The sequence below is a fragment of the Streptomyces rubradiris genome (genome assembly GCF_016860525.1).
In the GTDB taxonomy this organism is placed as follows: Bacteria; Actinomycetota; Actinomycetes; order Streptomycetales; family Streptomycetaceae; genus Streptomyces; species Streptomyces rubradiris.
Window position 1 is genome coordinate 585,341 of sequence record NZ_BNEA01000015.1, and the last position, 23,389, is coordinate 608,729.

The 23,389-nt window shown below is 74.0% G+C and carries 23 protein-coding genes; 10 read left to right on the forward strand and 13 right to left on the reverse strand.

Annotated features, from left to right (window positions below; genetic code table 11):
• Positions 1–59: 59 nt before the first annotated feature.
• A complete protein-coding gene (locus tag Srubr_RS15870) occupies positions 60–3,161 on the reverse strand; it encodes a glycoside hydrolase family 2 TIM barrel-domain containing protein (protein WP_189988970.1) in 3,102 nt (1,033 codons plus the stop codon).
• Between the two features lie 327 nt (positions 3,162–3,488).
• Here Srubr_RS15870 and Srubr_RS15875 point away from each other — a divergent pair, with 327 nt between their 5' ends.
• The 4 genes from Srubr_RS15875 (at position 3,489) to Srubr_RS15890 (ending at position 8,819) form a co-directional block, all read left to right on the forward strand.
• Entirely contained in the window at positions 3,489–5,888 is a 2,400-nt protein-coding gene (locus Srubr_RS15875) for a SpoIIE family protein phosphatase (RefSeq protein ID WP_189988971.1), read from the forward strand.
• Between the two features lie 310 nt (positions 5,889–6,198).
• Complete coding sequence (locus Srubr_RS15880) at positions 6,199–6,900, forward strand: DUF4232 domain-containing protein (RefSeq protein WP_189988973.1); 702 nt, start codon at positions 6,199–6,201, stop codon at positions 6,898–6,900.
• 91 nt (positions 6,901–6,991) lie between these two features.
• Complete coding sequence (locus tag Srubr_RS15885; RefSeq protein WP_189989787.1) at positions 6,992–8,245, forward strand: SLC13 family permease; 1,254 nt, start codon at positions 6,992–6,994, stop codon at positions 8,243–8,245.
• Between the two features lie 52 nt (positions 8,246–8,297).
• Positions 8,298–8,819, forward strand: a complete 522-nt coding sequence (locus tag Srubr_RS15890; RefSeq protein ID WP_189988975.1) for a universal stress protein — start codon at positions 8,298–8,300, stop codon at positions 8,817–8,819.
• 160 nt (positions 8,820–8,979) lie between these two features.
• Here Srubr_RS15890 and Srubr_RS15895 read toward each other — a convergent pair whose 3' ends face one another.
• Positions 8,980–9,948, reverse strand: coding sequence for an aldo/keto reductase (locus Srubr_RS15895; RefSeq protein ID WP_189988977.1), 969 nt, complete (start codon positions 9,946–9,948; stop codon positions 8,980–8,982).
• A gap of 148 nt (positions 9,949–10,096) precedes the next feature.
• Between Srubr_RS15895 and Srubr_RS15900 the strand changes: the two genes are divergently transcribed.
• Positions 10,097–10,939 carry an endo alpha-1,4 polygalactosaminidase gene (locus Srubr_RS15900; RefSeq protein ID WP_189988978.1) on the forward strand — a complete coding sequence of 281 codons (843 nt, stop codon included), beginning with the start codon at positions 10,097–10,099 and terminating at the stop codon, positions 10,937–10,939.
• A gap of 55 nt (positions 10,940–10,994) precedes the next feature.
• Here the strand turns inward: Srubr_RS15900 and Srubr_RS15905 are convergent, their stop codons facing one another.
• Both Srubr_RS15905 and Srubr_RS15910 read right to left on the reverse strand, forming a co-directional pair.
• Entirely contained in the window at positions 10,995–11,195 is a 201-nt protein-coding gene (locus Srubr_RS15905) for a ferredoxin (RefSeq protein ID WP_189989789.1), read from the reverse strand.
• A gap of 18 nt (positions 11,196–11,213) precedes the next feature.
• Positions 11,214–12,443, reverse strand: coding sequence for a cytochrome P450 (locus tag Srubr_RS15910; RefSeq protein ID WP_189988980.1), 1,230 nt, complete (start codon positions 12,441–12,443; stop codon positions 11,214–11,216).
• A 300-nt stretch (positions 12,444–12,743) separates the two neighbouring features.
• Between Srubr_RS15910 and Srubr_RS15915 the strand changes: the two genes are divergently transcribed.
• Complete coding sequence (locus Srubr_RS15915) at positions 12,744–13,208, forward strand: nitroreductase family deazaflavin-dependent oxidoreductase (protein ID WP_189988982.1); 465 nt, start codon at positions 12,744–12,746, stop codon at positions 13,206–13,208.
• 80 nt (positions 13,209–13,288) lie between these two features.
• On the opposite strand, the gene Srubr_RS15920 is transcribed toward Srubr_RS15915, so the two are convergent.
• The gene (locus tag Srubr_RS15920; RefSeq protein ID WP_189989791.1) at positions 13,289–14,209 is read right to left on the reverse strand and encodes a cation diffusion facilitator family transporter; all 921 of its coding nucleotides are present in this window, start codon (positions 14,207–14,209) and stop codon (positions 13,289–13,291) included.
• Positions 14,210–14,652: 443 nt separating this feature from the next.
• Between Srubr_RS15920 and Srubr_RS15925 the strand changes: the two genes are divergently transcribed.
• A complete protein-coding gene (locus tag Srubr_RS15925; protein WP_189988984.1) occupies positions 14,653–15,669 on the forward strand; it encodes a glutathione S-transferase family protein in 1,017 nt (338 codons plus the stop codon).
• A 28-nt stretch (positions 15,670–15,697) separates the two neighbouring features.
• The gene (locus tag Srubr_RS15930) at positions 15,698–16,006 is read left to right on the forward strand and encodes a DUF4235 domain-containing protein (RefSeq protein ID WP_189988986.1); all 309 of its coding nucleotides are present in this window, start codon (positions 15,698–15,700) and stop codon (positions 16,004–16,006) included.
• 173 nt (positions 16,007–16,179) lie between these two features.
• On the opposite strand, the gene Srubr_RS15935 is transcribed toward Srubr_RS15930, so the two are convergent.
• Positions 16,180–16,644: a pyridoxamine 5'-phosphate oxidase family protein gene (locus tag Srubr_RS15935; RefSeq protein WP_189988988.1), complete on the reverse strand. Its 465-nt coding sequence runs from the start codon at positions 16,642–16,644 to the stop codon at positions 16,180–16,182.
• Between the two features lie 89 nt (positions 16,645–16,733).
• Positions 16,734–17,702, reverse strand: coding sequence for a GlxA family transcriptional regulator (locus Srubr_RS15940; protein ID WP_189988991.1), 969 nt, complete (start codon positions 17,700–17,702; stop codon positions 16,734–16,736).
• 70 nt (positions 17,703–17,772) lie between these two features.
• Between Srubr_RS15940 and Srubr_RS15945 the strand changes: the two genes are divergently transcribed.
• Positions 17,773–18,723 (forward strand): NADP-dependent oxidoreductase, encoded by a 951-nt coding sequence (locus Srubr_RS15945; protein WP_189988993.1) that lies wholly within the window; start codon positions 17,773–17,775, stop codon positions 18,721–18,723.
• A 127-nt stretch (positions 18,724–18,850) separates the two neighbouring features.
• On the forward strand, positions 18,851–19,222 hold the full coding sequence (locus Srubr_RS15950) for an anti-sigma factor antagonist (RefSeq protein ID WP_229926384.1): 372 nt from the start codon (positions 18,851–18,853) through the stop codon (positions 19,220–19,222).
• 49 nt (positions 19,223–19,271) lie between these two features.
• Here Srubr_RS15950 and Srubr_RS15955 read toward each other — a convergent pair whose 3' ends face one another.
• From Srubr_RS15955 to Srubr_RS15980, 6 genes are all read right to left on the reverse strand, one after another.
• Positions 19,272–21,035, reverse strand: a complete 1,764-nt coding sequence (locus Srubr_RS15955; RefSeq protein WP_189988997.1) for a complex I subunit 5 family protein — start codon at positions 21,033–21,035, stop codon at positions 19,272–19,274.
• Positions 21,035–21,382, reverse strand: a complete 348-nt coding sequence (locus Srubr_RS15960) for a sodium:proton antiporter (RefSeq protein WP_189989793.1) — start codon at positions 21,380–21,382, stop codon at positions 21,035–21,037. Before Srubr_RS15960 ends, Srubr_RS15955 begins: the two co-directional genes overlap by 1 nt.
• Before the next feature lie 34 nt (positions 21,383–21,416).
• Positions 21,417–22,154: an MnhB domain-containing protein gene (locus tag Srubr_RS15965; protein ID WP_189988999.1), complete on the reverse strand. Its 738-nt coding sequence runs from the start codon at positions 22,152–22,154 to the stop codon at positions 21,417–21,419.
• Between the two features lie 173 nt (positions 22,155–22,327).
• Complete coding sequence (locus Srubr_RS15970) at positions 22,328–22,588, reverse strand: Na(+)/H(+) antiporter subunit B (protein ID WP_189989001.1); 261 nt, start codon at positions 22,586–22,588, stop codon at positions 22,328–22,330.
• Positions 22,581–23,033, reverse strand: a complete 453-nt coding sequence (locus Srubr_RS15975) for an MrpF/PhaF family protein (RefSeq protein ID WP_189989004.1) — start codon at positions 23,031–23,033, stop codon at positions 22,581–22,583. The genes Srubr_RS15970 and Srubr_RS15975 overlap by 8 nt, the downstream gene beginning before the upstream one ends.
• Complete coding sequence (locus tag Srubr_RS15980; protein ID WP_189989006.1) at positions 23,030–23,224, reverse strand: hypothetical protein; 195 nt, start codon at positions 23,222–23,224, stop codon at positions 23,030–23,032. Before Srubr_RS15980 ends, Srubr_RS15975 begins: the two co-directional genes overlap by 4 nt.
• Positions 23,225–23,389 lie beyond the last annotated feature (165 nt).

The following is a 23,389-nucleotide window of genomic DNA, read 5'->3' on the forward strand; positions in this document are numbered from 1 at the left end:
TAAATACGCCCAGGTGGGACCCCTTGCATCGCGGTACCGCCGGCTCCGAACCCGCCCCCTCACACGTCCAGCCTGCTGATGCGCACCGCTCCCTCCGGGCGGCCCGGGCGGGCGCTGGTGAGGGTCAGGCGCAGCCGGGAGCCGCGGACCGGGTCGAAGGTGATGACCGTGGGGCTGTCGGAGGCGGTGGCCCACTCCGTCCTCGCCCCGGTCACCGGGACGTAGGCGTGCCCGTCCCACACCGCCACCTCGGCCCGCGCGGGCGGGGTGTGGCCCGCGTCAGCCGTGAAGGACACGGCCACCCGGTCGAGGGTGCGGGCGCGCCCGAAGTCGACCGACACCCAGTCCTTCGCCCGGGCCCCGTCGAACGCGGGCAGCAGCGCGGTGGCCTGCTTGACGAAGGCGTTGGACCAGCCGGTGGCCGGGTCGCCGTCCAGCATCGCGGCGGGCGGGGTGTCCGGACGGCCGGAGTAACTCGCGTCCGCGTACGGGTGGGCGGGCGGCGCGGGAGGGTCGGGGCGGAGCACCGCGGGTGCGGTGGTCGCGGCGTGGCCGGCCTCGGTGGTGCGCAGGCGGACGGTGCCCGGGCGCAGGCCGGCCACCCGGGCGGTGACCTCAAGGGTGCCGGGCCGCACGCCCGACCGGACGATGGCGAGCGCCTTGCCGTGGAAGGCGGTGCGGGTGCTCGCCTGGTAGCGCTCGGCACTCTCCTGGCGGCCGTTGTCCACGCCGGCCAGGGAGCCGCCGGAGACGCCGAAGGCGATGAGGTGTGCGGCGTCGGGCACGACGACCCCGTGCGCGTCGGTGATCTCGGCGGTGACGAAGGCGAGCGAACGGCCGTCGGCGGCGAGGGAGGTGCGGTCGGCGGTGAGGCGTACGGCGTGCGGGGCACCGGCCGTGCGCAGGACGTCACTGGCGACGGCCTTGCCGTCCCGCCGGGCCACCGCCCGCAGCTCGCCCGGCCGGTACGGCACCTTCCAGGTCAGGTGGAGTTTGCCGGCGCTGCCGTTGGGGCTGGTGTAACTGCCCGGGTAGGGGCCGTCGGTGAAGGTCTTGTCGTCGCCGGTGGCCTCGGTGGTCTCCAGGTAGGTGCGGCCGTCGGTGGTCTGCTTGACGTCGAACTCCCGTACTCCCAGGGACTCTCCGTTGAGGAACAGCTCGACCGTGGGCACGTTGGCGTACGCCCACACTTCGACGGTGTCGCCCTCCTCGTGGTTCCAGGTCATCGGCAGCAGGTGGACCATCGGCTCGGTCGTCCACTGGCTCTTGAACAGGTGGTACATGTCCTTGGGGAAGCCGGCCGTGTCGACGGCGCCGAAGAAGGACGCCTTCACCGGGAACACGTCGTACGGGGTCGGTTCGCCGATGTAGTCGATGCCGGACCACAGGAACTGGCCCGCGAACCACTTCCGGTCCCGGTCCTTCTTGTGCCCGTACTCGCCGCTCATCGTCCAGGAGGCGAGGTTGTTGTCGTAGGAGGAGACCTCCCGCCTGCCGGGGGTGTGGTTCTCGCCGGTGTTGAGGTGCTCCGGCTCCTGGTAGGTGCCCCGGGTGGAGGTCTCCGAGGAGGACTCGGACTCGAAGAGGAACAGGTGCGGGTAGGCGGCGTGCAGGGCGTCCACCGACTTGGCCGTGTTGTAGTTGAGGCCGAGGCCGTCGAGCTTGGCGAGCATCAGGTCGGCCGCCGAGCCCTTGGCGGGCAGCCGCCGGTACTTGTCGGAGCCGATGACGAGCGGCCGGGTGCCGTCGGCGGCCTTGATCGCGCCGATGATCCGGTCCGCCATGACCAGGCCCGCGGTGGAGGTGGAGTCGGGAATCTCGTTGCCGATGGACCACAGCAGCACGGCCGGTGAGTTGCGGGCGGCCAGGACCATCTCGGTGGCGTCCTGCTCGCACCACTCGTCGAAGAACCGGCCGTAGTCGTACCGCGTCTTGCCGGTGCGCCAGCAGTCGAAGGCCTCCACCAGCATCACGATGCCCAGTTCCTCGCAGACCCGGATCAGCTCCGGCGCGGGCGGGTTGTGCGAGGTGCGCAGGGCGTTGACGCCCATCGACTTCATGATCCGCAGCTGTCTGCGGACGGCGTCGGCGCTGATCGCGGCGCCGAGGGCGCCCTGGTCGTGGTGGAGGTCGACGCCCTTGATCTTGGTGGGGGTGCCGTTGAGGGAGAAGCCCTCGTCGGGGTCGAAGCGGAAGGTGCGGATGCCGAAGGGGGTGCGGTGGGTGTCGGTGGTGCGGCCGCCCACCCGCAGCTCGGTGTGCAGGGTGTAGCGGTGCCCCGGCGTCGCGAAGTCCCACAACAGGGGGTCCGGGACGGTGAGTTCGTGGGTCGCGGCGGCCTCCCCCGCGGCGGCGACGGCGACCGTGCTGTCCGTACGGGCCACGGTCCGGCCGTCGGGGGCGGTGATCCGGGACCTGATCTCCACGTCCGCGGCGGTGCCGGAGTCGTTGCGCGCCATCGTGCGCACCCGGACCAGCGCCCGGCCGGGTGAGACCTCCGGGGTGGTGACGTACGTCCCCCAGCGGGCGACGTGCACCGGCTCGGTGATCACCAGGCGGGCCTCGCGGTAGATGCCGCTGCCGGAGTACCAGCGGCTGCTGGGCAGTTGGTTGCGCACCCGGACCGCGAGCACGTTGGGCGTGCTGCCGTCGGTGTGCACGAGATCGGTGAGGTCGAGGGCGAAGCCGGTGTAGCCGTAGGGGTGGCGGCCCGCCTCGGTGCCGTTGCAGTAGACGTGGGCGTCCATGTAGACGCCGTCGAACTCCACCGAGATCCGCCGGCCGGTACAGGAGCGCGGGAGGGTGAAGGCGAGCCGGTACCAGCCGAGGCCGCCCGGGAGGAAGCCGGTGCCGCCGGTGGTGTTGTGCTCGGTGGTGGGGGCCTGCTCGATGCTCCAGTCGTGCGGTACGGCGACCTCGTGCCAGGCCGAGTCGTCGTGATCCGGGCCGGCGGTGCGCGCCGGGTCGCCGGCCGGGTCGGTGGCGCCGACCGGGTCGGCCAGGCGGAACCGCCAGCCGTCCCGCAGCGGCACGATGAGGCGTCCGCCGGTGCCGGACGCCTCGGCGGCGAGGGCGGCCGGGGCCGCCGCGAGGGCCGGGAGCGTTCCGGCCGCGGGCGCTGCCGCGGCTGCGACCAGGACCGACCTGCGCGTGACCGTCATAGGCGGCTCTCCCCCATCGGGACTCGTCATGACGGAAGGGACCCCCGTCATGGCTCAGGGCTCATCAGGACTCAGAACTACTCACAATTGATCGCGACCAAACAGATTCTGACGGCCTGCTCACCGCGACCGTCAAGAGTGCGGACGTGCCCGGCCGCCTCCGGCCGTGAACAGTCCGGATTTGCCCCTGACCGGCCCCTGACCGTGTTCGACCGGTCGGCCGACCGGCCCCGGCGCCGCCGCTCACCGGGAGACGTCACGCACTACGCTGGAACACGAGTGGTGCCACCTGTTCACTGAGAGTGTGTGCGCTTGGGAGCGGCGACGATGAGCCGGGTCTATCCGTTCGACGACGCGGGCACGGCACGCGCTGTCATCGGCGACGACGGCACGCTGGTGGAGTGGAACGAGGGAGCAGTCCGCCTGCTCGGCCACCCGGCGGACGCCGTCCTGGGCCGCCCCGCCGCGAAGCTGCTGGCCGGCGGCGCCCCGGCCCCGGCCGCACCCCCCGGCCCGCGCTGGGAGGGCACGCTCGGCCTGCGCCACCGCGACGGCCGTACCGTCTCCGTGTGGCTGCTCGCCCACCACCGCCCGCCGCACGACGGCGCGCCGGGCGACTGGCTCGTGGTCACCCCGCTCGCCGGCACCGAGCCGCCCGCCGCCGACGACCCGCTCACCGAGGCGGGCCTGATCCAGTCGCCCTGCGCGATCGCCGTGTACGACGACCGGCTGCGGCTGCGCCGGATGAACGAGGCGATGGCCGCCGTCGTCGGGCTGCCCGAGGAGCGGGTACGGGGGCTGCGGATCGCGGAGATCGGCGGCAAACCGCAGAGCGAGGAACTGGAGGCGGACCTGCTCAGGGTGCTGTCCTCGGGCCGGCCACTGGACGTGCAGACCTTCCTGCGCACCGGCGGCGAGGACCGGGCGCACGCCTGGCTGGCCCGGATGGCACCGGTGCGGGACCGGGCGGGCCGGGTGCGGGGCGTGTCCATGGCCGCGCACGACATCACCGACAACCACCGCGCCCGGCAGCGGCTCCAGCTGGTCAACGAGGCCAGCGTGCGCATCGGGACGACGCTGGACGTCACCCGTACCGCCCAGGAGCTGGCGGACGTGTGCGTGCCCGCGCTCGCCGACTTCGTCACCATCGACCTGCTCGATCCGCAGGACGGCGGCGCCGAGGCCCCGGCCCGCATCACCGCGCCGGTGCGGCTGCGCCGGACCGCCCAGCGGTCGGTGCTGCCCGGCGTACCGGAGACGGAGATCGGCCCCGGGCAGACGGAGCAGTACCCGCAGGGCTCCCCGCAGGCGGACGCGCTGGCCACGGGCCGCACCGTCGCCGTCCCGCCGGCCCCCGGCGCCGTGGGCCGGGTACCGGCCCGGCACGGCGCGGGCGGCACCCCGGTGCGCGAGTTCGGCGTCCACTGCGCGATGTCGGTGCCGATCCAGGCGCGCGGGCTGACCCTCGGGGTCGCGGTGCTGGGCCGGCACCGGCGCCCGGAGGCGTTCACCCCGGACGACGTGCTGCTGGCCGAGGAGATCACCGCGCGGGCCGCCGTCTGCATCGACAACGCCCGCCGTTACTCGCGCGAACGGGAGACGGCGCTCGCGCTCCAGCGCAGCCTGCTGCCCCGCTCGCTGCCGCACACGGCCGCGCTGGAGGCCTGCTCCCGGTATCTGCCGGCCGCGCGCGCCGGGGTGGGCGGGGACTGGTTCGACGTGATCCCGCTGTCCGGGATGCGGGTCGCGATGGTCGTCGGGGACGTGGTCGGGCACGGCATCCGGGCCTCGGCCACCATGGGCCGGCTGCGCACCGCCGTGCGCACCCTGGCGGACATCGACCTGGCCCCGGACGAGTTGCTGACCCACCTGGACGACCTGGTACTGCGGCTCTCGGACGAGTCCGGGACCGCGAGCGCCGGCGAGGCGGGCAGCCCCGGCGAACTCGGCGCCACCTGTCTGTACGCCGTCTACGACCCGGTGTCCCGGCGCTGCGCCCTGGCCCGCGCCGGGCATCCGCCGCCCGTGGTGCTGGAGCCGGGCGGCGCGCCCCGCGCACTGGACCTGCCCGCCGGTCCCCCGCTGGGCCTGGGCGGGCTGCCGTTCGAGTCCGCCGAGGTGGAGCTGCCCGAGGGCACGGTCCTCGCGCTGTACACGGACGGGCTGGTGTGGTCCCGGGAGCGGGACCCGGAGACCAGCCGGGAGATGCTGCACGCGGCGCTCGGGGCGTACGCCGGCTCCCTGGACGAGACCTGCGACCGCGTCCTGCACACCCTGCTCCCCTACGGCGGCGCACCCGACGACGTGGCCCTGCTGCTCGCCCGTACCCGGGGCCTGCCCGCCTCGCAGGTGGCGACCTGGGACATTCCCGCCGATCCGGCGCTGGTCGCGCCGATCCGCAAGCAGGTCGTGGAGCAGCTGTCCGACTGGGCGCTGAGCGAGGCGACGTTCACGACCGAACTGGTGGTCAGCGAGCTGGTCACCAACGCCATCCGGTACGGCTCCCACCCCATCCGGCTCCGGCTGATCCACGACGCCAACACGCTGACCTGCGAGGTCTCCGACGCCAGCCACACCGCCCCGCATCTGCGCCGGGCCAAGGTGTTCGACGAGGGCGGCCGGGGTCTGCTGCTGGTCGCCCAGCTCACCCAGCGCTGGGGCAGCCGGCACACGGCGGAGGGCAAGACCATCTGGGCCGAGCTGCCGTTGTTCGAGCGGGACCGGTAGGGCGCGCCGGACCCGGTCCCGGAGCGGCTGCCCGCTCACCGGGTCCGCGCCTGCCCCAACGGACGGTGCCGTCCGGCCGCGGGTGTACGCGCGGGTACGCCGACGAGGTGACGGCGACGCGACCGACGGCGTACCGCGTTCGCCGCGGGTGGCCTGAACGGCGCCTGCCCAGGGGCGAATCGGGGAAAAGAACCCGCGTGCCCCGAACTTTTCCGGCGGTCCGCGCATCGGACGGGGAGAAACGGCGCACCCGGCGCCCCAGGCACGCACCCCGGTCGCGTGCCACGACCTTTCAGGAGTGTTGAGCGACATGGTGCACACCCCCCGGTCCACGCGGCGCGGGGCCCTGCTCGTGAGCACGGCCGCCGTGCTGGGCCTGCTGGCCGGCTGCGGCAACGGCAGCGGCGAGGACGTCAGCGGCGAACCGCCGGCCAGTTCCGCCGGTACGGCCGCCCCCGCGCGGGAGACCCCGAGCCCCCCGGCGTCCGCCCCGGCCACCTCCTCCGCCCCCGCCCGGACCGCCTCGCCGGCTCCGCCGAGGACGACGGCGCCCTCGGGCGGCACGACGGCCGCGCCCGCGACGCCCGCGGGCGGCTCCCGCTGCCACACCTCGGAGTTGCGGGCCTCGGTGGGCCGCAACGACCCGGGCGCCGGGCAGGAGAACTTCCCGCTGGTGCTCACCAACGCCTCCGGCCGCACCTGCACCCTGCGCGGCTATCCGGGCGCGGCCTTCGTCGACGCCTCCGGTCATCAGCTCGGCGCCGACCCGAGGCGGGTACCGGGCACCCCGGTCACCGTCACGGTCCGGCCGGGGCAGAGCGCCTGGGCGGGGCTGACCTTCTCCAACCCGGAGGTCAGCGGGGCGCGGTCGGCCACACCGGCCGGGCTGCTGGTCACCCCGCCGGACGAACGGGACCCGCTGCGGGTGGCCTGGCCGGGCGGCCCGGTCCCGGTCTCCGGGACCGCCTCGTCCGTCCGGCTGACGGTGCTGAGCCCGGGCACGGGCCCCTGACCGCCCCCCGGCCGAGCCCCTGACCGGCCTTCGGTGTCCGGTCTGTTTTCATGGGCGGGCAGCCCCGTGATCATTTCCGGAAGGACCCGCCCTGAACACCCCGCTCGCCGCGGCCGTGTCCGCCGCTCTGCTGATCGCCGTGCTGGCCTGGGCCGTCGTACGGCCCTTCGGGTGGCCGGAGGCGGTCATGGCCGTACCCGCCGCCGGGGTCGCGGTGGCCACCGGCGCCCTCTCCCTCGGGCACGCCCGCGCCGAGGCCGAACGGCTCGGCCCGGTGGTCGGCTTCCTGGCGGCGGTGCTGGTGATCGCCCACTTCTGCGACGTGGAAGGGCTGTTCCAGGCGTGCGGGGCCTGGATGGCCCGGTGGGCGGCCGGCCGTCCGGTGCGGCTGCTGTCCGCCGTGTTCGCGCTGGCCTCGGCGATCACCGCCGTACTCAGCCTGGACGCGACCATCGTGCTGCTCACCCCAGTGGTGTTCGCCACGGCCGCGCGCACCGGCGTACGGCCCAAACCGCATGTGTACGCCTGCACGCACCTGTCGAACACGGCCTCGCTGCTGCTGCCGGTGTCCAATCTGACGAACCTGCTGGCGTTCGCGGCCAGCGGGCTGAGCTTCACCCGGTTCGCGGCGCTGATGGCCCTGCCGTGGCTGGCCGCGATCGGCGTCGAGTACCTGGTGTTCCGGCGGTTCTTCGTCCGCGACCTCGCCGCGGCGGCCCCGGCGGACCGGGCCGTCGGCGCCGCACCGCGACTGCCGCTGTTCGCGCTGGTGACCGTGGCCTGCACGCTGGCCGGGTTCGTGGTGGCGTCGCTGTTCGGCGTCGAGCCGGCCTGGGTGGCGGCCGGGGGCGCGCTGGTGCTGGCCGGGCGGGCGCTGGCGCGGCGCCGGGCGACCCCGCTGACGGTCGTACGGGCGGCGTCCCCTGCCTTCCTGGCGTTCGTCCTGGCCCTGGGCGTCGTGGTGCGGGCGGTGGTCGACAACGGGCTCGCGGACGTGCTGGGACATGTCATGCCGGACGGCACCGGGCTGGCCGAGCTGCTGGCGATCGCCGCACTGGCCGCGCTGCTGGCCAACCTGATCAACAACCTGCCCGCGGTGCTGGTCCTGCTGCCGCTGGCGGCCCCGGCCGGCCCGGGGGCGGTGCTCGCGGTGCTGCTCGGGGTGAACATCGGCCCGAACCTCACCTACGCCGGATCGCTGGCCACGCTGCTGTGGCGGCGGATCGTGCACCAGCACGAGCACGACGTGAACCTCGGGGAGTTCACCCGGCTCGGCCTGCTCGCCGTGCCGTCGTCCCTCGCGGTCGCGGTGGTGGCACTGTGGGGATCGTTGCTGGTTCTGTAGGCGGTGGGCGGGTTGCGTCCCGTAGCGCGCACGACGGCGGGAGGTTCGGCGGATGCGGGTGGTCGCCTGGCTGGTGGAGGGCACCTGGCCGGCCTGTGTGGACGCGGTGCGCGCGCACGCGCCGCAGGCCACCGAGGTGGTGCTGCTCCATGTGAGCGGGCCCGAGGTGCCCGCGGTGGCGCACGGGGCCTTCGACGGGCTGCTCGGGCGCGGTCACCGGACAGGACACCGCCCGGCCGAGGGCTGGGAGCGGGACCCCGGGGACCGGCTGGAGGCGCTCGGCGGCACCTCGGCGGCCGCGCTGCTGGACGCGGCGGCCCGGCGGCTGGGCCGACCCTGTGTGCGCGAGGAGCGGTCGGGCCGGGCCGAGCGGGAGGTGGTGGCCGCCGCCGAGGGGGCGGGGCTGCTGGTGCTGGCACGGGACGGCGACCGCTCCCGGCTCGGGCCGAAGAGCCTCGGCCCCGCCGTCCGGTTCGCCGTCGACCACGCGCCCTGCCCGGTCCTGCTGGTGTGGCCGGAACCGGCCCCCGACCTGGCCACGATCCCGCCACCGCCACCGCACCACCAGCCGTGACCCCGCGGCTCGATATGAACGTCCGTCACAGGAAGGCTGGTTCATATCGGGCGGCCGACCGGACGGCCGGTGACGGCGCGGCGGCTCCGCTCGGACTTCACGCCGCGACGCCGCCGGTCAGGGGCCGCCCCGGCACGCCCGCCGACCCGGCCCCGCGCCGTCAGTGGCCGCTGACCGCGCGCGGGGTGTACGGCCGCTGGAGCTCCTCGATCTCCTCGGCGGTCAGCTCCAGTCCGACCGCGGCCACCGCGTCCTCGAGGTGCTGCGGCTTGGCGGCGCCGACGATGGGCGCCGTCACGGTGTCCTGGTGCAGCAGCCAGGCGAGGGCCACCCGGGCGCGCGGCACACCCCGGCCGGCCGCGATCCGGGTGACCGCCTCGACGATCGCGCGGTCGCTCTCCAGGTACAGCCGGCTGCCGAAGTCGTCGGTGGCGCTGCGTCCGGTGACGGTGCCCCAGTCGCGGGTGAGCCGGCCCCGGGCGAGCGGGCTCCACGGCAGCACGCCGACGCCCTGGTCCGCGCACAGGGGCAGCATCTCCCGCTCCTCCTCGCGGTAGAGCAGGTTGTAGTGGTTCTGCATGGAGACGAACTTGGTCCAGCCGTGCCGTTCGGCGGTGTACTGGGCCTTGGCGAACTCCCACGCGTACATCGAACTGGCGCCGAGGTAGCGGACCTTGCCCGCCTTGACCAGGTCGTGCAGCGCCTCCATCGTCTCCTTGACGGGGGTGGCGTGGTCGTAGCGGTGGATCTGGTAGAGGTCGACGTAGTCGGTGCCGAGGCGGCGCAGGCTGTGGTCGATCTCGGTCATGATGGCCTTGCGGGACAGCCCGGCGCCGTTGGGGCCCGGCCGCATCCGGCCGTGCACCTTCGTGGCCAGCACGATCTCGTCACGGCGGGCGAAGTCCCGCAGGGCCTTGCCGACGATCTCCTCGCTGGTGCCGTCGGAGTAGACGTTCGCGGTGTCGAAGAAGTTCACGCCCGCCTCGAGCGCCTGCCGGATCAGCGGCCGGGACGCCTCCTCGTCGAGCGTCCACTCGTGCGTGCCGCGGTCCGGCACCCCGTACGTCATGCAGCCCAGACAGATCCGCGACACGTCCAGGCCCGTCGAACCGAGCTTCACGTACTGCATCGTTACTGCTCCTGCCGTCGAGACGATGATCACCGGCGAGCCTACGACGTGGCCCGGGAAGCGACTTGACGACGGGAGCGTACGGACGATTTGATCCTGGACGTGCCGCGCCGCCCGGCGTGGGCAGGATGGAGCGGACTTGCCCCCCATGGGTGATCCCCGCGTCCGGAGGCCGCGTACGGCCCTGGGCGCCTTGGCAGCGACCCTGGCCGTCGCGATGTCGGCGCTGGCCGGCTGCGCCTCCGGTGACGGGCACGAGGACGGTTCCGGAAAGCCCGCCGCGGTGCGGCTGCCCCCGAAGGGCGCCGGCTTCGACTACCAGATCGGCGGCGCCTACCCGCCGCCCAAGGGCGTGCGCGTGGTCAGCCGCGACCGGTCCGACTCCCCCGCCCCGGGCCTGTACAACATCTGCTACGTCAACGCGTTCCAGGCCCAGCCGGCCGAGCGGTCCTCCTGGCCGGCCGATCTGCTGCTGCGCGACGGGCGCGGCGGTCCGGTCATCGACGAGGACTGGGACGAGCCGTTGCTGGACATCCGCACCCCGGCCAAGCGGGAGCGGGTCGCGAAGCGGGTGAACGGCTGGATCGACGGCTGCGCGGACAAGGGCTTCGACGCCGTCGAACCCGACAACTACGACAGCTACACCCGCTCCGACGGGCTGCTGACCCCGGACGACGCGACCGCGTTCATGGCCCTGCTGTCCCGGCACGCGCACGCCCGGCACCTGGCCATCGCGCAGAAGAACACCGCCGAACTGGCCGCGCGGCGCGAGCGGGCCGGACTGGACTTCGCGGTGACGGAGGAGTGCGGCCAGTACGACGAGTGCGGGGTGTACGCCGAGGCGTTCGACGACCGGGTGGTGGACATCGAGTACACCGACCGGGGCCTGGACGCGGCCCGCGCCCACTGGGGCGGCCGGCTGAGCATCGTCCGCCGGGACCGGGACGTGTCCACCCCGGGCAGCGCGGCCTACGTCCGCGCGGTGCGGTAGGGGCACCGCCACGGCGGTACGGCGGGGCCGGGGCCGCGCCGTACCGCCGTGTCCGTCAGGCGGTGCGCTCCCGTACGGTGATGGCGCTGACCGGGCAGGCGCGGGCGGCCTCCCGGACCATCGGGTCGGTGACGCCGTTCTCCTGGCCGGGCAGCAGCGTGCTGTAGCCGTCGTCGTCCTGGGTGAAGACGCCCGGTGCCGCCAGCGCGCACTGTCCGGCGCCGATACAGACGTCCTGGTCGATGTCGATGTCCATGTGCATGAGCGAAGCCTCTTACCAGGTCACGGGGAGTTCCAGCATCCCCTGGATCGTGTCGCCCGGTTTGAAGGGGATCTCCTCGGCGGGGGCGGCGAGACGCAGCCCGGGCAGCCGGGTGAACAGGGTGCCGAGGGCGATCTCCAGTTCCGCGCGGGCCAGGTTCTGGCCCAGGCACTGGTGGATGCCGAAGCCGAACGCCACGTGGTGCCGGTCGGCGCGGTGGAAGTCGAGGTTGTCGGGGTCGTCGTAGACGGCCGTGTCCCGGTTGATGACCGAAGTAGAGAAGAGGACGCCGTCACCGGCCCGGATGGTGGTGCCGTCGATCTCGATGTCCTCCAGCGCCATCCGCTGCAGCCCCTCGGCGATGGACAGCATCCGCAGCAGTTCCTCGACGACGGCGGGCAGCACCGAGGGGTCGGCCCGCAGCTCGGCCAGCCGCTCGGGGTGCTGGAGCAGGGTGTAGGTGCCCAGGGAGATCATGTTGGCGGTCGTCTCGTGCCCGGCGACCAGCAGGATGACGGCGAGCGACACCAGGTCCTCCCGGTCCAGCTCGCCCGCGCGGAGCCGGTTGTGGACCAGTTCGTCCAGAATGCCGTCGCCGGGTTCGGCCTCCTTGGCCTTGGCGTCGATCAGGTCGCCGAGGTACGCCTCCAGCCGGTCCCGGGCCTCGGTCGTGTCCGCGCCGGTCGGGCCGCGCAGCAGCCGGCGGGACTGTTCCTCGAAGAACTCGTGGTCGGCGTAGGGCACGCCGAGCAGTGCGCAGATGACCATGGACGGCACGGGCAGCGCGAACGCGGACACGAGGTCGGCGACCGGCCCCCGGGCGATCATGGCGTCCAGTAGTTCGTCGACGATCCGCTGGATCCAGGGGCGTTGCGCGGTGGCGCGTTTGACGGTGAACGACGGGATCAGCATCCGGCGCTGCTGCTGGTGCTCGGGGTCGTCAAGGCCGAGCAGGGCCAGCTTGCGGTCGCGGCCCGCCTCGAAGCGCGGGGTGGGCACCGGGAAGCCGTCGCGGCGGCGGTCGGTGGACAGCCGGGGGTCGGCGAGCAGGGCGCGGGCGGTGGCCTGCGCGGTGACGAGCCAGACCTCGCGGCCGTCGTAGAGGGTGACGCGGGACAGGGGTCGCCCGTCGCGCAGCGGGTCGTATCCGGTGGGGGGGTGGTAGGGGCAGGTGCGGTCCTGGGGGAATGCGACGGGTTCGGCCTGGGCAGCCGGGCCGGTGATGTCCGTCAGTTCCGTCATGGAAAGACCTCGCAGACGAATGAGTGCGTCGTGCCGATCTTCATTAGATGCCCCAGGCATCTATGGGTCGACGGGAAGTTCGGCCACTTCGGCGGCCTTCGTCATCTGGCCGAAGTACCCCGGACCGGGGGGCGGGAACCGGCCACCGCCCCGGCCGGACCGCGCGGGAGCCCCGGCGACGGGGGGCGGCGCGTCGGCGGACATGAGTACCCGCACCGCGCGGTACGGATATGTCCGGCGGCCACGGTTGTCGACTGCCGTGGCGGATGTCCGCCGGACGCATGAAAGGAATCGGATCCCATGCCTCTTGAGGGCGTGTACGAGCCCAGCCCGGAACGGTGGGTGCGCGAGCAGGTCGAGTTGTACGAGAGTTCGGGCGGGACGAAGGGGACGACGCTGCGCGACACCGGGCTGCCGGTGATCGTGCTGACCACCCGGGGCGCGAAGAGCGGGAAGCTCCGCAAGACGCCGCTGATGCGGGTGGAGCACGACGGCCGGTACGCGGTGGTCGCCTCCGTCGGCGGTGCGCCCAAGCACCCGGTCTGGTACTTCAACGTCAAGGCCGACCCGCACGTGGAGCTGCAGGACGGCCCGGTGAAGCGGGACATGCGGGCCCGTGAGGTCACCGGGGCGGAGAAGGCCGACTGGTGGGAGCGGGCCGTGGCCGCGTACCCGCCGTACGCCGACTACCAGAAGAAGACCTCCCGGGAGATCCCCGTCTTCGTGCTGGAACCGTTCGACGAGGACTCCCCCGGCCAGAGCTGATTTCCGGCCGCCGACCGCTGCGTTTCAGAAAAATCTGTTCTGGGCGCGTGTGGAGCGGCCCGGCGCCGGGCACTCGTCGGTCAGGCCCCGCCGCGTTCCCCCGTCGCGGCGGGGCTTTCCGCTGCCCCGGCCGCGGACCGGTCGGTGACGTCGAGAAAGATCTGGCCGACGTCCGGGAACGTCCGGGCCAGGGACCGCTTGATACGGTCGGCGACCTCCTCGACGCGCTCGCTGTCCAGGCCCGGCACCAGGTCGATGCGGGCGGCGACCAGCGTGGAGTCAAGGCCCAGCTTCATGGTGAACAGCGCCTCCACGCTGTCGATCTCCGGCTGGGCCCGCAGCAGCGACCCGATCCTGCCGCTCAGCTCCGGGTCGGCGGCCTCCCCGATCAGCTGGTCCCGGGCGTCGCGGCCGAGCCGGTAGGCGACGTAGACCAGCAGCACCCCGATGGCCAGCGAGGCGGACGCCTCCCAGGCGGTCTGCCCGGTCACCATGTGCAGGGCCATGCCCACCAGGGCGAGGGTCACGCCGAGGACCGCCGTGCCGTCCTCGGCGACCACCGTGCGCAGCGCGGGATCACGCAGCCCGCGGAGCCCGCCGCCCTGTCGGCGCACCTGGTGCAGGGCCCGCAGCAGCGAACCGGCCTCGGCGACCAGCGCCACGCCCAGCACGATCAGGCCCGCCACATAGCCGCTGAACTTTTCCTCGGTGCCGACGCGCAGGGCCTCGAAGCCCTGGAAGAAGGAGAAGCAGCCGCCCATGACGAAGATGCCCACGGCGGCGAGCAGGGACCAGAAGAAGCGTTCCTTGCCGTAGCCGAACGGGTGCCGGCTGTCGGCCGGGCGGCGGCTGCGGCGCAGGGCGGCCAGCAGGAAGACCTCGTTGAGGCTGTCGGCGACCGAGTGCGCGGCCTCCGACAGCAGCGCGGGCGAGCCGGCCAGCACCCCACCGGCCGCCTTGGCGACGGCGATCACCAGATTGGCCGCGAGCGCGACGAGCACGGTGACCCTGGTGGACCGGTCACCCTTGGCACCGCCCGGGGAGCCGGGGCGGCGACGGGTGTCCGGGTCGGCGGCGGGTTCGGTGCGGGGGGTGGTGTCGGCGTGGCCGCCGGTGTCCGGGGCGGCGGGATCGGCGCGGGGGCCGGTGTCGGCGTGGCCGCTGGTGCCCGGGGCGGTGTGTCCGCCGGGGCCTGTGGGGCCGCCGGTTCCGTCGCGGTGGTGCGGCGGGCCGCCGCGTCCGGTGTGGGTCCGTGGCGCGCCCGGAGGTGCTCCGCGGGCCGGCCGGTGGGCGTCGCCCCCGTCCGTACGCGCGGCCGTCTCCCGATTCGAGGATGTTCCGCTCACCTCTCGCCGATTGCCCCCGACCGTGCACCTCACACCGTGCGGTCCGCGCCAAACGGGGAACGCGTGGTCCAGGAGGAACCGGCCGGCGAGGAGGAGACATGGGTGGCGACGGAAACAGCGCCTACGGGCACCGGACGTTCACCAGGTCCCGGAGCCACTTCGACGACCGGATCACCGCCGACGGCCGGGACGGCTGGCCGGTGGCAGCGGGCCGCTACCGGCTGGTGGTCTCCCGTGCCTGTCCCTGGGCGAGCCGCGCGGTGATCTCGCGCCGGCTGCTGGGGCTGGAGGACGCGCTGTCGCTGGCGGTCGCCGATCCGGTCCAGGACGACCGCAGCTGGCGGTTCACCCTCGACCCGGACGGCCGGGACCCGGTGCTCGGCATCCGGTTCCTGAGCGAGGCCTACGACCGGCGGGAGACCGGCTGTCCGGGTGGCGTCAGCGTGCCCGCGATCGTGGACGTCCCCAGCGGGCGGCTGGTCACCAACGACTACCAGCGCATCACCCTGGACCTGGCCACCGAGTGGACCGCCCTGCACCGCCCCGGCGCACCGGACCTGTACCCGGCCGCCCGGCGCGCGGAGATCGACGAGGTGATGGCCGAGGTGTACGAGGACGTGAACAACGGGGTCTACCGGGCCGGGTTCGCCACCCGGCAGCGGGAGTACGAGGAGGCGTGCGCGGCCGTCTTCCGGCGGCTGGAAGCGCTCGGCGAGCGGCTGTCCGGGCAGCGTTATCTGGTCGGTGACACCCTCACGGAAGCGGACATCCGGCTGTTCACCACCCTCGTCCGGTTCGACGCCGTCTACCACGGCCACTTCAAGTGCAACCGCTGGAAACTGGCGGAGCACCCGGTGCTGTGGGCGTATGCCCGTGACCTGTTCCAGACGCCGGGTTTCGGCGACACGGTCGACTTCGACCACATCAAGCGGCACTACTACCAGGTGCACACCGGCATCAACCCCACCGGGATCGTGCCGCTCGGCCCGGACCTCGGCGGCTGGCTGACCGAGCACCACCGGGCGGAGCTGGGCGGCCGGCCGTTCGGCGACGGCACGCCGCCGGGCGCGGTACCGCCGGGCGAACGGGTGGCCCCCCAGGGCCGGCCCGCATGAGGGCGGCCCGACGAGGAAGGAGTGACACATGGCCAAGAAGGACAAGCACAAGAAGAAGCTCCCGCTCGTCTACCAGCCGTTCGGCTTCGCGCTCAGCTGGGCGGGCGGCGCGCTGGCCGGGCTGGCGTTCCGCAAGGCGTGGAAGGTGATCCGGCACGAGGACGACGCGCCCGACGCGCTGGACCCGGACCGCGGCTGGGGCGAGATCCTGCTGGCGGCGGCGGTCCAGGGGGCGATCTTCGCGGTGGTACGCAGCGCCGTGGACCGCACCGGCGCGAAGGCCATCGCCCGCTCGACGGGCGTGTGGCCGACGACGGACAAGGGCGGCCGGGACTGACCGACACCGGAACGGGACGACCGGGACTGACCGACACAGGCATGAGACGGCAGGGGCTGATCGTCACCGGCCTGAGACGGCAGGGGCTGGTCGCCGTCGGCATGGGGCGGCCGGGCTGACCGTAGCGCCATAAGGCGGCCGGGGCCGGCCGGCGCCCGGCACAGCGCCCGGGTTCAGCCGGCGACCAGCCACCGCCCGTCGCGCATCAGCTCGCGGCCGTGCGGTTCGTTCTCCTCCCGCCATGCCTGGACCCGCCGCGGGACGACCCGGAAGTACAGGTAACGGTCGGCCAGCCGGCGCGGGTCGAAGCCGGTCTTGCCGGCGAACACCTCGGCGTCCTCCTCGGGGAGGTCCTCGGGGGTCACCGCCTGGGCGACGCCCTCGATCAGGACGACGTCCCTGGCGGAACCGACACCGAGCCGGGCCCTGCCGGTGGCCACGAGGCCGCGGCCGACGGGGCTGCCGGCCGCGGTGGCGATCAGCAGCGAGGTGCCGTCCCACACGAACGACAGCGGCACGAGATGGGGCACCGCACCGTCGGGAGCGGCGGTGGCGACCCACGCGTCGACATCGTTCTCCAGCCGGCGAAGGACGTCCTCGGTGCACTGCTCGACGGAACGGGCGGGGGGCGGGGTCATGGCGTACGGCCTCCTCTTCTCACCGGTCGTTCCGTTCAGTGTGGCCATGAGCGCGGGCCGCCCGCACGGCGTCGGTCCGGGCATGGGGTTCAGCGAGTCTGCCGGAAGGTGCGGCGGTAGACCTGGGGGGACACTCCGAGCGCCGCGTGCAGGTGCTGGCGCAGCGAGGCGCCGGTGGCGAAGCCGACCTCGGCGGCGATCCGGTCCACCGGCAGGTCGCCGGCCTCCAGCAGGTGCCGGGCGCGGGCCACCCGCTGCTGGATCAGCCAGCGGCCCGGGCTGAGGCCGACCTCGTCGTTGAAGCGGCGGACGAACGTGCGCAGGCTCATCCGCGCGTGGCCGGCGAGGTCGGCGAGGGTGAGCGGCCGGTCCAGTCGTTCCAGCGCCCAGGCCCGGGTCGCGGCCGTGCTCGCGGCGCCGCTCTCGGGGACCGGCTGTTCGATGTACTGGGCCTGGCCGCCGTCCCGGAAGGGGGGCACCACACAGCGGCGGGCGGCGGTGTTCGCCAGTGCGCTGCCGTGGTCGGTGCGGACGATGTGCAGACAGATGTCGACGCCGGAGGCCGCGCCGGCGGAGGTGAGCATGCGGCCGTCGGCGACGAACAGCACGTCGGGGTCGAGGTCCACCTTCGGGTAGCGGCGGCGGAAGGCGTCGGCCAGTTGCCAGTGGGTGGTGGCCCGGCGGCCGTCGAGCAGGCCCGCCTCGGCGAGGACGAAGGCGGCCGTGCAGATGGACACGATGCGGGCGTCCGGCCGGATCCGGGCGAGCGCGGCGGCGAGGTCGCCGGACAGTCCGGTGGGGATGTCGGCGGGCGGCACGGAGGTGATGACGACCGTGTCGGCGGTGTCCAGGATTTCGGGGCCGTGCGCCACACCGATGGTGAAGTCGGCGCCGGAGCGCACCGGCCGGCCGTCAACCGTGCAGGTGCGCACCTCGTAGCGGCCGTCGGCGGCACCCAGGACGCGGCTCGGAATGCCCAGCTCGAAGGGGTAGGCGCCGTCGAGGGCGAGGACGGCGACCTGCTGCGGACGGTGGGTGCGCGGACGCGGGGCGGGCATGGCATGATCCTATCGGTGATTGGCATTCATGCCATTTCCCGGCCGGGCGGGCTCCGGCAGGCTGGTGATCATGAACGAAGCGAACACGATGCGTGTCATCAGCCAGGACGTCCTCGGCGGACCCGGGGTGCTGAGGGAAGTACGGGTCGAGCGGCCGAGGCCGCGGGCCAACGAGGTGCTGGTACGGGTCCGGGCGGCCGGGGTGAACCCCGCCGACTGGAAGCTGCGGGCCATCGGCGGGCACCTCGGCGAGCCGCCGTTCGTCCTCGGCTGGGACGTCTCCGGGGAGATCGCGGAGACCGGGTTCGGCGTGACCGCGTTCCGGCCCGGTGACGAGGTCTTCGGCATGCTGCCCTTCCCCTTCGGCCACGGCTCGCACGCCGAGTACGTCATCGCCCCGGCCCGGGCCCTGGTGCACAAGCCGGCCGGCCTGGACCACGTGCGGGCGGGCGCGCTGCCGCTGGTGTCACTGACGGCCTGGCAGGCGCTGACCGAGCACGCGGACGTGCGGCCCGGACAGCGGGTGCTGATCCACGCGGCGGCCGGCGGGGTCGGTCACGTGGCCGTGCAGATCGCCAAGGCGCGCGGGGCGTACGTGATCGGCACGGCGAGCGCGGGCAAGCACGGATTCCTGCGGGCGATCGGCGTGGACGAGCCGGTCGACTACCGGGCCACCGATGTCACAGAGGCGGTGCGGGACGTGGACGTCGTCCTGGACACGCTCGGCGGTGAGAACGCGGTGCGGTCGCTGCGGATGGTGCGGCCGGGCGGTGTGGTGGTCTCGATCCTGCCGCCGGCCTCGGACGACTTCCACACCGAGGCCGAGCGGCTGGGCGTGCGGGCGGTGTGGATGCTGGTGGACGCCGACCGGGCCGGCATGCGGGCGATCGCGGAACTGGCGGAGTCCGGGCGGCTGGCACCGGCGATCGCCGGGACGTTTCCGCTGGCCGAGGCCGCGAAGGCGCACGAGCTGGGCGAGACCGGCCGGACGGCGGGGAAGCTGGTGCTGCTGGCGGACTGAGCGAGCCCCGGCGACACGCCGCGAAGTCGCAGACATATGTCAATCGAACATGCTCAAATTCCGTCCGGTAACGGTAACTTGTCGGTCGGAAAGTGACGTCGGTGTGCGGGTGGGAGGTGGTGCCGAGGTGCGACACGAACCTGTGCCCCTCACCCGGCAGCTCGGCGTGTACGCCTACCGCGGGCACACGGTGCTGGAGTTCCGGGGCGAGATCGACCTCGTCGCCGCGGAGGAGATCGGCCCGTTCCTCGACCGGGTCACCGGCCGGGCCGGTGTGCGGGCCGTGCTCGATCTGCGGCCGGTGGAGTTCTTCGACTGCTCGGGGCTGCGGCTGCTGTACCGGGCGCGCTCCCGGGTGCTGGAGCGCGGCGGCGAGCTGCACCTGGTGTGCACCCACCCGTTGACGCTGCGGGTCATCCGGGTCACCGGCCTGGCCCGGCTGCTGCCCCCGCAGCCGGGTCTGGACGCCGCGCTGGACCGCCCGGCCGGGTCGCCGTGAGCGAGGGCGCAGGGCACGGTGCCTCCCCGGCGGGCGGACCTACGGTGGCTCAGTACCCGAGAACTCCCGGCAGGGCCAGCGCCCCCAGCACGGTCGTGCCCACCAGCAGCCAGGCCACGTAGTCACCGACGTGCCCGGACTGCAGGCGTCTGAGGGGCGCGGCCCAGCCGGGCGCGGCGGTCCGGTCCGGGCGGGTGACGGCGAGGCCGGCCAGCGCCACGGCCAGCACGGTGGAGGCCACGCCCAGCAACACGCCGTGCGCGGTCCAGTGCACGGCGGCGTGCGCGTCGCCCGGGCCGGCCCGGCCGACGGAGCGGGCCACCAGCGTGCCGAAACCGGGAGACACGCCCACCGCGAGGGCGGCGGCGAGCAGCACGGCGGGCACGGTCGTCATGGTGTCCGGGATCCGGCTCAGCAGGCCGGTGGTCTCGGGCTCCTCGTCCGAGCCGCTGGTCTCGTACTCCGCGTCCCGGGGGCGCGGCCCTAGGCCGAGGAAGACCCGGGCGGTGACCCGCAGCACCGCGCCCGCGGTGATCGCGGAGGCGGCCACGTACACCACCGTGAGCGGGCCGCCGACCGCTTCCTCGGTGACCGCCTTGCCGAGCGCGGTGCCGAACGGCGGCAGCCCGGCCAGGCCCAGGGCGCCGACGGCGCACATCACCCCGGTCGCGCGCAGCGGCCGGCCCCGGCCGTGCAGGGAGTGCTCGTCGACGCTGCCGAACCGGTCCAGCAGGGCGCCCGCGCAGGCGAACAGCGCGGCCTTCACCCCGGCGTGCCCGAGGAGGTAGAGGGCGACGCCGTCGTCGGCCTCGGGGGTGAGCACGCCGAGGCCGACGAGGAACAGTCCGGTGTGGGCGACCGTGGAGTAGGCGAGGAGTCGTTTGATGTGCCGTTGGTACCAGCACATGACGGCGCCGGTCACGGCGGTGAGGGCACCGAGGGTCACCAGCACCCGGGTCAGGTCGGCGGCGGGGATGCCGCCGGGTCCGGCGAAGACGGTGCCGTACACCCGCCACACGCCGTAGGCGCCGAGTTCGACCATGACGCCGGACAGCAGCATGCAGACCGGGGTGGGGGCGACGGCGTGCGCGTCGGGCAGCCAGAAGTGGAAGGGCACGGCCGCCGCCTTGACCAGCAGTCCGGTGAGCACCAGCACGAAGGAGGTTAGGACCAGCGCGTCCGGTCCGCCGGGTCCGGCCGCGTCGAGGCCGTGGCCGATCCTCGCCATGGCCAGTTCGCCGGTGCGGGCGTACAGCAGGGCGATGCCCATCAACAAGGCGTACGCTCCGAGGGAGTTGACGATGCCGAAGGTGAGCGCGCCCTGGACGGCCTTGGCCTCGTCGATGCGGTAGCCGGTCAGGGCGTACGCCACCACGCTCATCAACTCGAAGAACACGAAGGCGTTGAACAGGTCGCCGGCGAGGGCGAATCCGCACATGGCGCCCTGGAAGACCAGCATCAGCGCGGTGAACGCGCCGGTGAGGCCGTGCGGAGGCGCGTCGAAGTAGCGCCAGGAGTAGGCGAGCGCGGCGAGGGTGAGCAGCGAGGCCAGCGTGGCCATGCCGAGGGCCGGGCCGTCCCCGACGACGAGGATGCCGACGCTCTCCCGGCCGGCGGGCGGCCAGGCGCCGACCCATTCGGTCATCGGCGGGGATGAGTTCAGCAGCAGGACGAGGGCGAGGGCGGCGGTGCCTCCGCAGACCACGAACCCGGTGATCTCGACGGCGATCCGGGGCAGCCGGCGGCCGGTGGCCGCCAGCAGGGCGGCGCCGAGCAGGGGGAGGGCGACGAGCAGCGGGAGCAGATGGCGCATCAGCCGCGCAGCTCCCGCAGTTCGTCGGGGTCGACCGTGCCGTGCCGCTTGGCGATCTGCAGCACGAGGGCGAGCAGCAGCGCGGTGACGGTGGCGCCCACGACGATGTCGGTGAGGGTGAGGGCCTGCACCACCGGGTCGACCACCGGGCGGGAGCCGGGCCGGACGTCGGAGAAGACGGGCGCGGTGCCGCCGTCGCGGTAGCCGACCGCGAGCAGCAGGACGTAGGTGGCGGACTGGCACACCGCGAGACAGCCCACGGCGTGGATGAGGTTGCGGCTGGTGGCCAGGCCGTAGCAGCCGGTCAGGAAGAGATGGACGGCGACCAGGTACGGCAGGACGTGCATCACGGTGTGCGCCTCTCCGTTTCGTCCGCGGTGTTCACCTGCCGTGCTCCTCCTCGATCTCGACGGCCTGGTCCAGGAAGTGGGCGAGCAGCACGACGGCCGCGCTCGCCACCTCCATGCCGATGGCCGCGTTCAGCAGCGGGACGGCGCCGCCGGAGGACAGCGTGCCGAACGTGCCGTACGGCAGCAGCGTGTTGGCCAGGAAGGCGGTGCCGGCCAGGACCGGGGCGAGGCCCATCACGAGGTAGGCGCCGACGGCGAGCGCGTCGGTGGTCTGGTAGACGCCGAGCGGGCGGACGCGTTCCAGCGCGCCGTAGTCGGCGCCGAGGTAGAGCAGGTGCAGGGCGGTCGCGGCGACGACCCCGCCCTGGAAGCCGCCGCCGGGGCTGAGCTGGCCGTGGGCGATGACGTAGAGGCCGGTGACCAGGGCGACGGGCAGCACGAGCAGGGCGTAGCGGCGGACCGGGCGGGCCACCTCGGCGGGTTCGGGCGGGGCGCGGTGCTCGTCGCGGGCCTGGCGCAGCAGCACCACGCAGCCGAGGACGGCGGCGAACAGGATGCTCATCTCGCCGAGGGTGTCGTAGGCGCGCTGGTCGAAGTTGACGGAGGCGACGGTGTTGGCGGTGTGCCGCAGGAGGGAGGCGTGGACGGCCCGGTCGCCGTACGGGTGGCGGTCGCCGCCGAATCCGGGCAGTTCGAGGCAGGCGGCGACGAGCAGGGCGGCGAGCCCTGCGCCGCCCACGGCCAGCAACCACAGCCGCAGCCGGTTCACTCGGACTCCCTCTCCGCACCCCGCCGCAGCCGGTTCACTTCGGCTCCCCCTCCGCACACCGCCGCAGCCGCTTCACTTCGGCTCCCTCTCCGCACGCCGCCGCAGCCGGTTCGCTTCGGCTCCCTCCGCGCACGCCCGCAGCCGCTCCTTCCCCGCACGGCCCCGCAGCCGCTTCACTTCGCCTCCTTCTTCGCGCGGCCCCGCCGTCTCACCTTGCGGACCGACAGCATGATCAGCAGCGGGGTGAGGGCCGAGCCGACGGCGAGCTGGGACAGGCCGACGTCCGGGGCCTGGAGCACGGTGAACAGCGCGGCCAGCAGCACGCCCATGAAGGACAGCACCAGCGCCTGGCGGGCGGGGTCGCGCTGGGCCACGGCCGCGGTGGCGGAGGCGGCGACGAGCAGCAGGGCGAGGCCGATCAGCGCGTCAGCCACCCCGCACCCCCCGGAATCCGCCGGCCAGCGCCCGGGAGGCGATGATGTTGCCGCCGGTCAACAGGGCACCGGTCAGCAGCAGTTTGACCAGGGCGCGGCCGGGACCGACGGCCACGCACAGCACGATCACGACGACCGCGCCGGCCCCCACCGCCGTCCAGGTCAGCCCCCAGGCGCCCGGGCACCCCTCGGACAGGTCGTCGGAGAACAGCCGGGCGAAGACCAGCGTGCCGACCGGGCCGAGCAGGGAGAGCAGCAGGGCGAGGTCGACGTAGGCGGGGCGGCCGTAGCCCTGGGCGAGGAGCAGCAGGGCCGGGCAGACGGCGGAGGTGGTCATGTTCTGAGCGATCACCCGGCGGGCCGGCGGGCCGGTGGTCACGCCCCACAGCGCGGCGGCCCCGCCCGCGCCGAGCAGGACGGCCGCCGCGAGGTTCCAGCCGTTCACCGCCAGGTCACCGCCCGCCGGCCGGCCCGGGCCAGCACCGCGCCCACGGCGGCGCAGCTCGCCCCGACGATCCGCTCCAGGGTGTCGACGGTCGTGATGAGCACCAGCCACAGCAGTGCCAGCGCCGCCCACCAGGCCAGGAGTTCGCCGGCGGCCAGGAGGACCGCGCGGGGGGCCGTACGGCGGTTCATGCGGCACCTCCTCGGTGCGTCGCGCAGGGATTCGCGGCGATGTGCCCGGAATGCCGCTGGGGGCATCCAAGCACCGCGGGACCCGCGCGGGAGCGGCGGCGCGCGGGTCCGCACCCGGAGTGCCCCGGAGGCGGGAACGGAAACCCGGGCGGGTCCGGCCGGGCA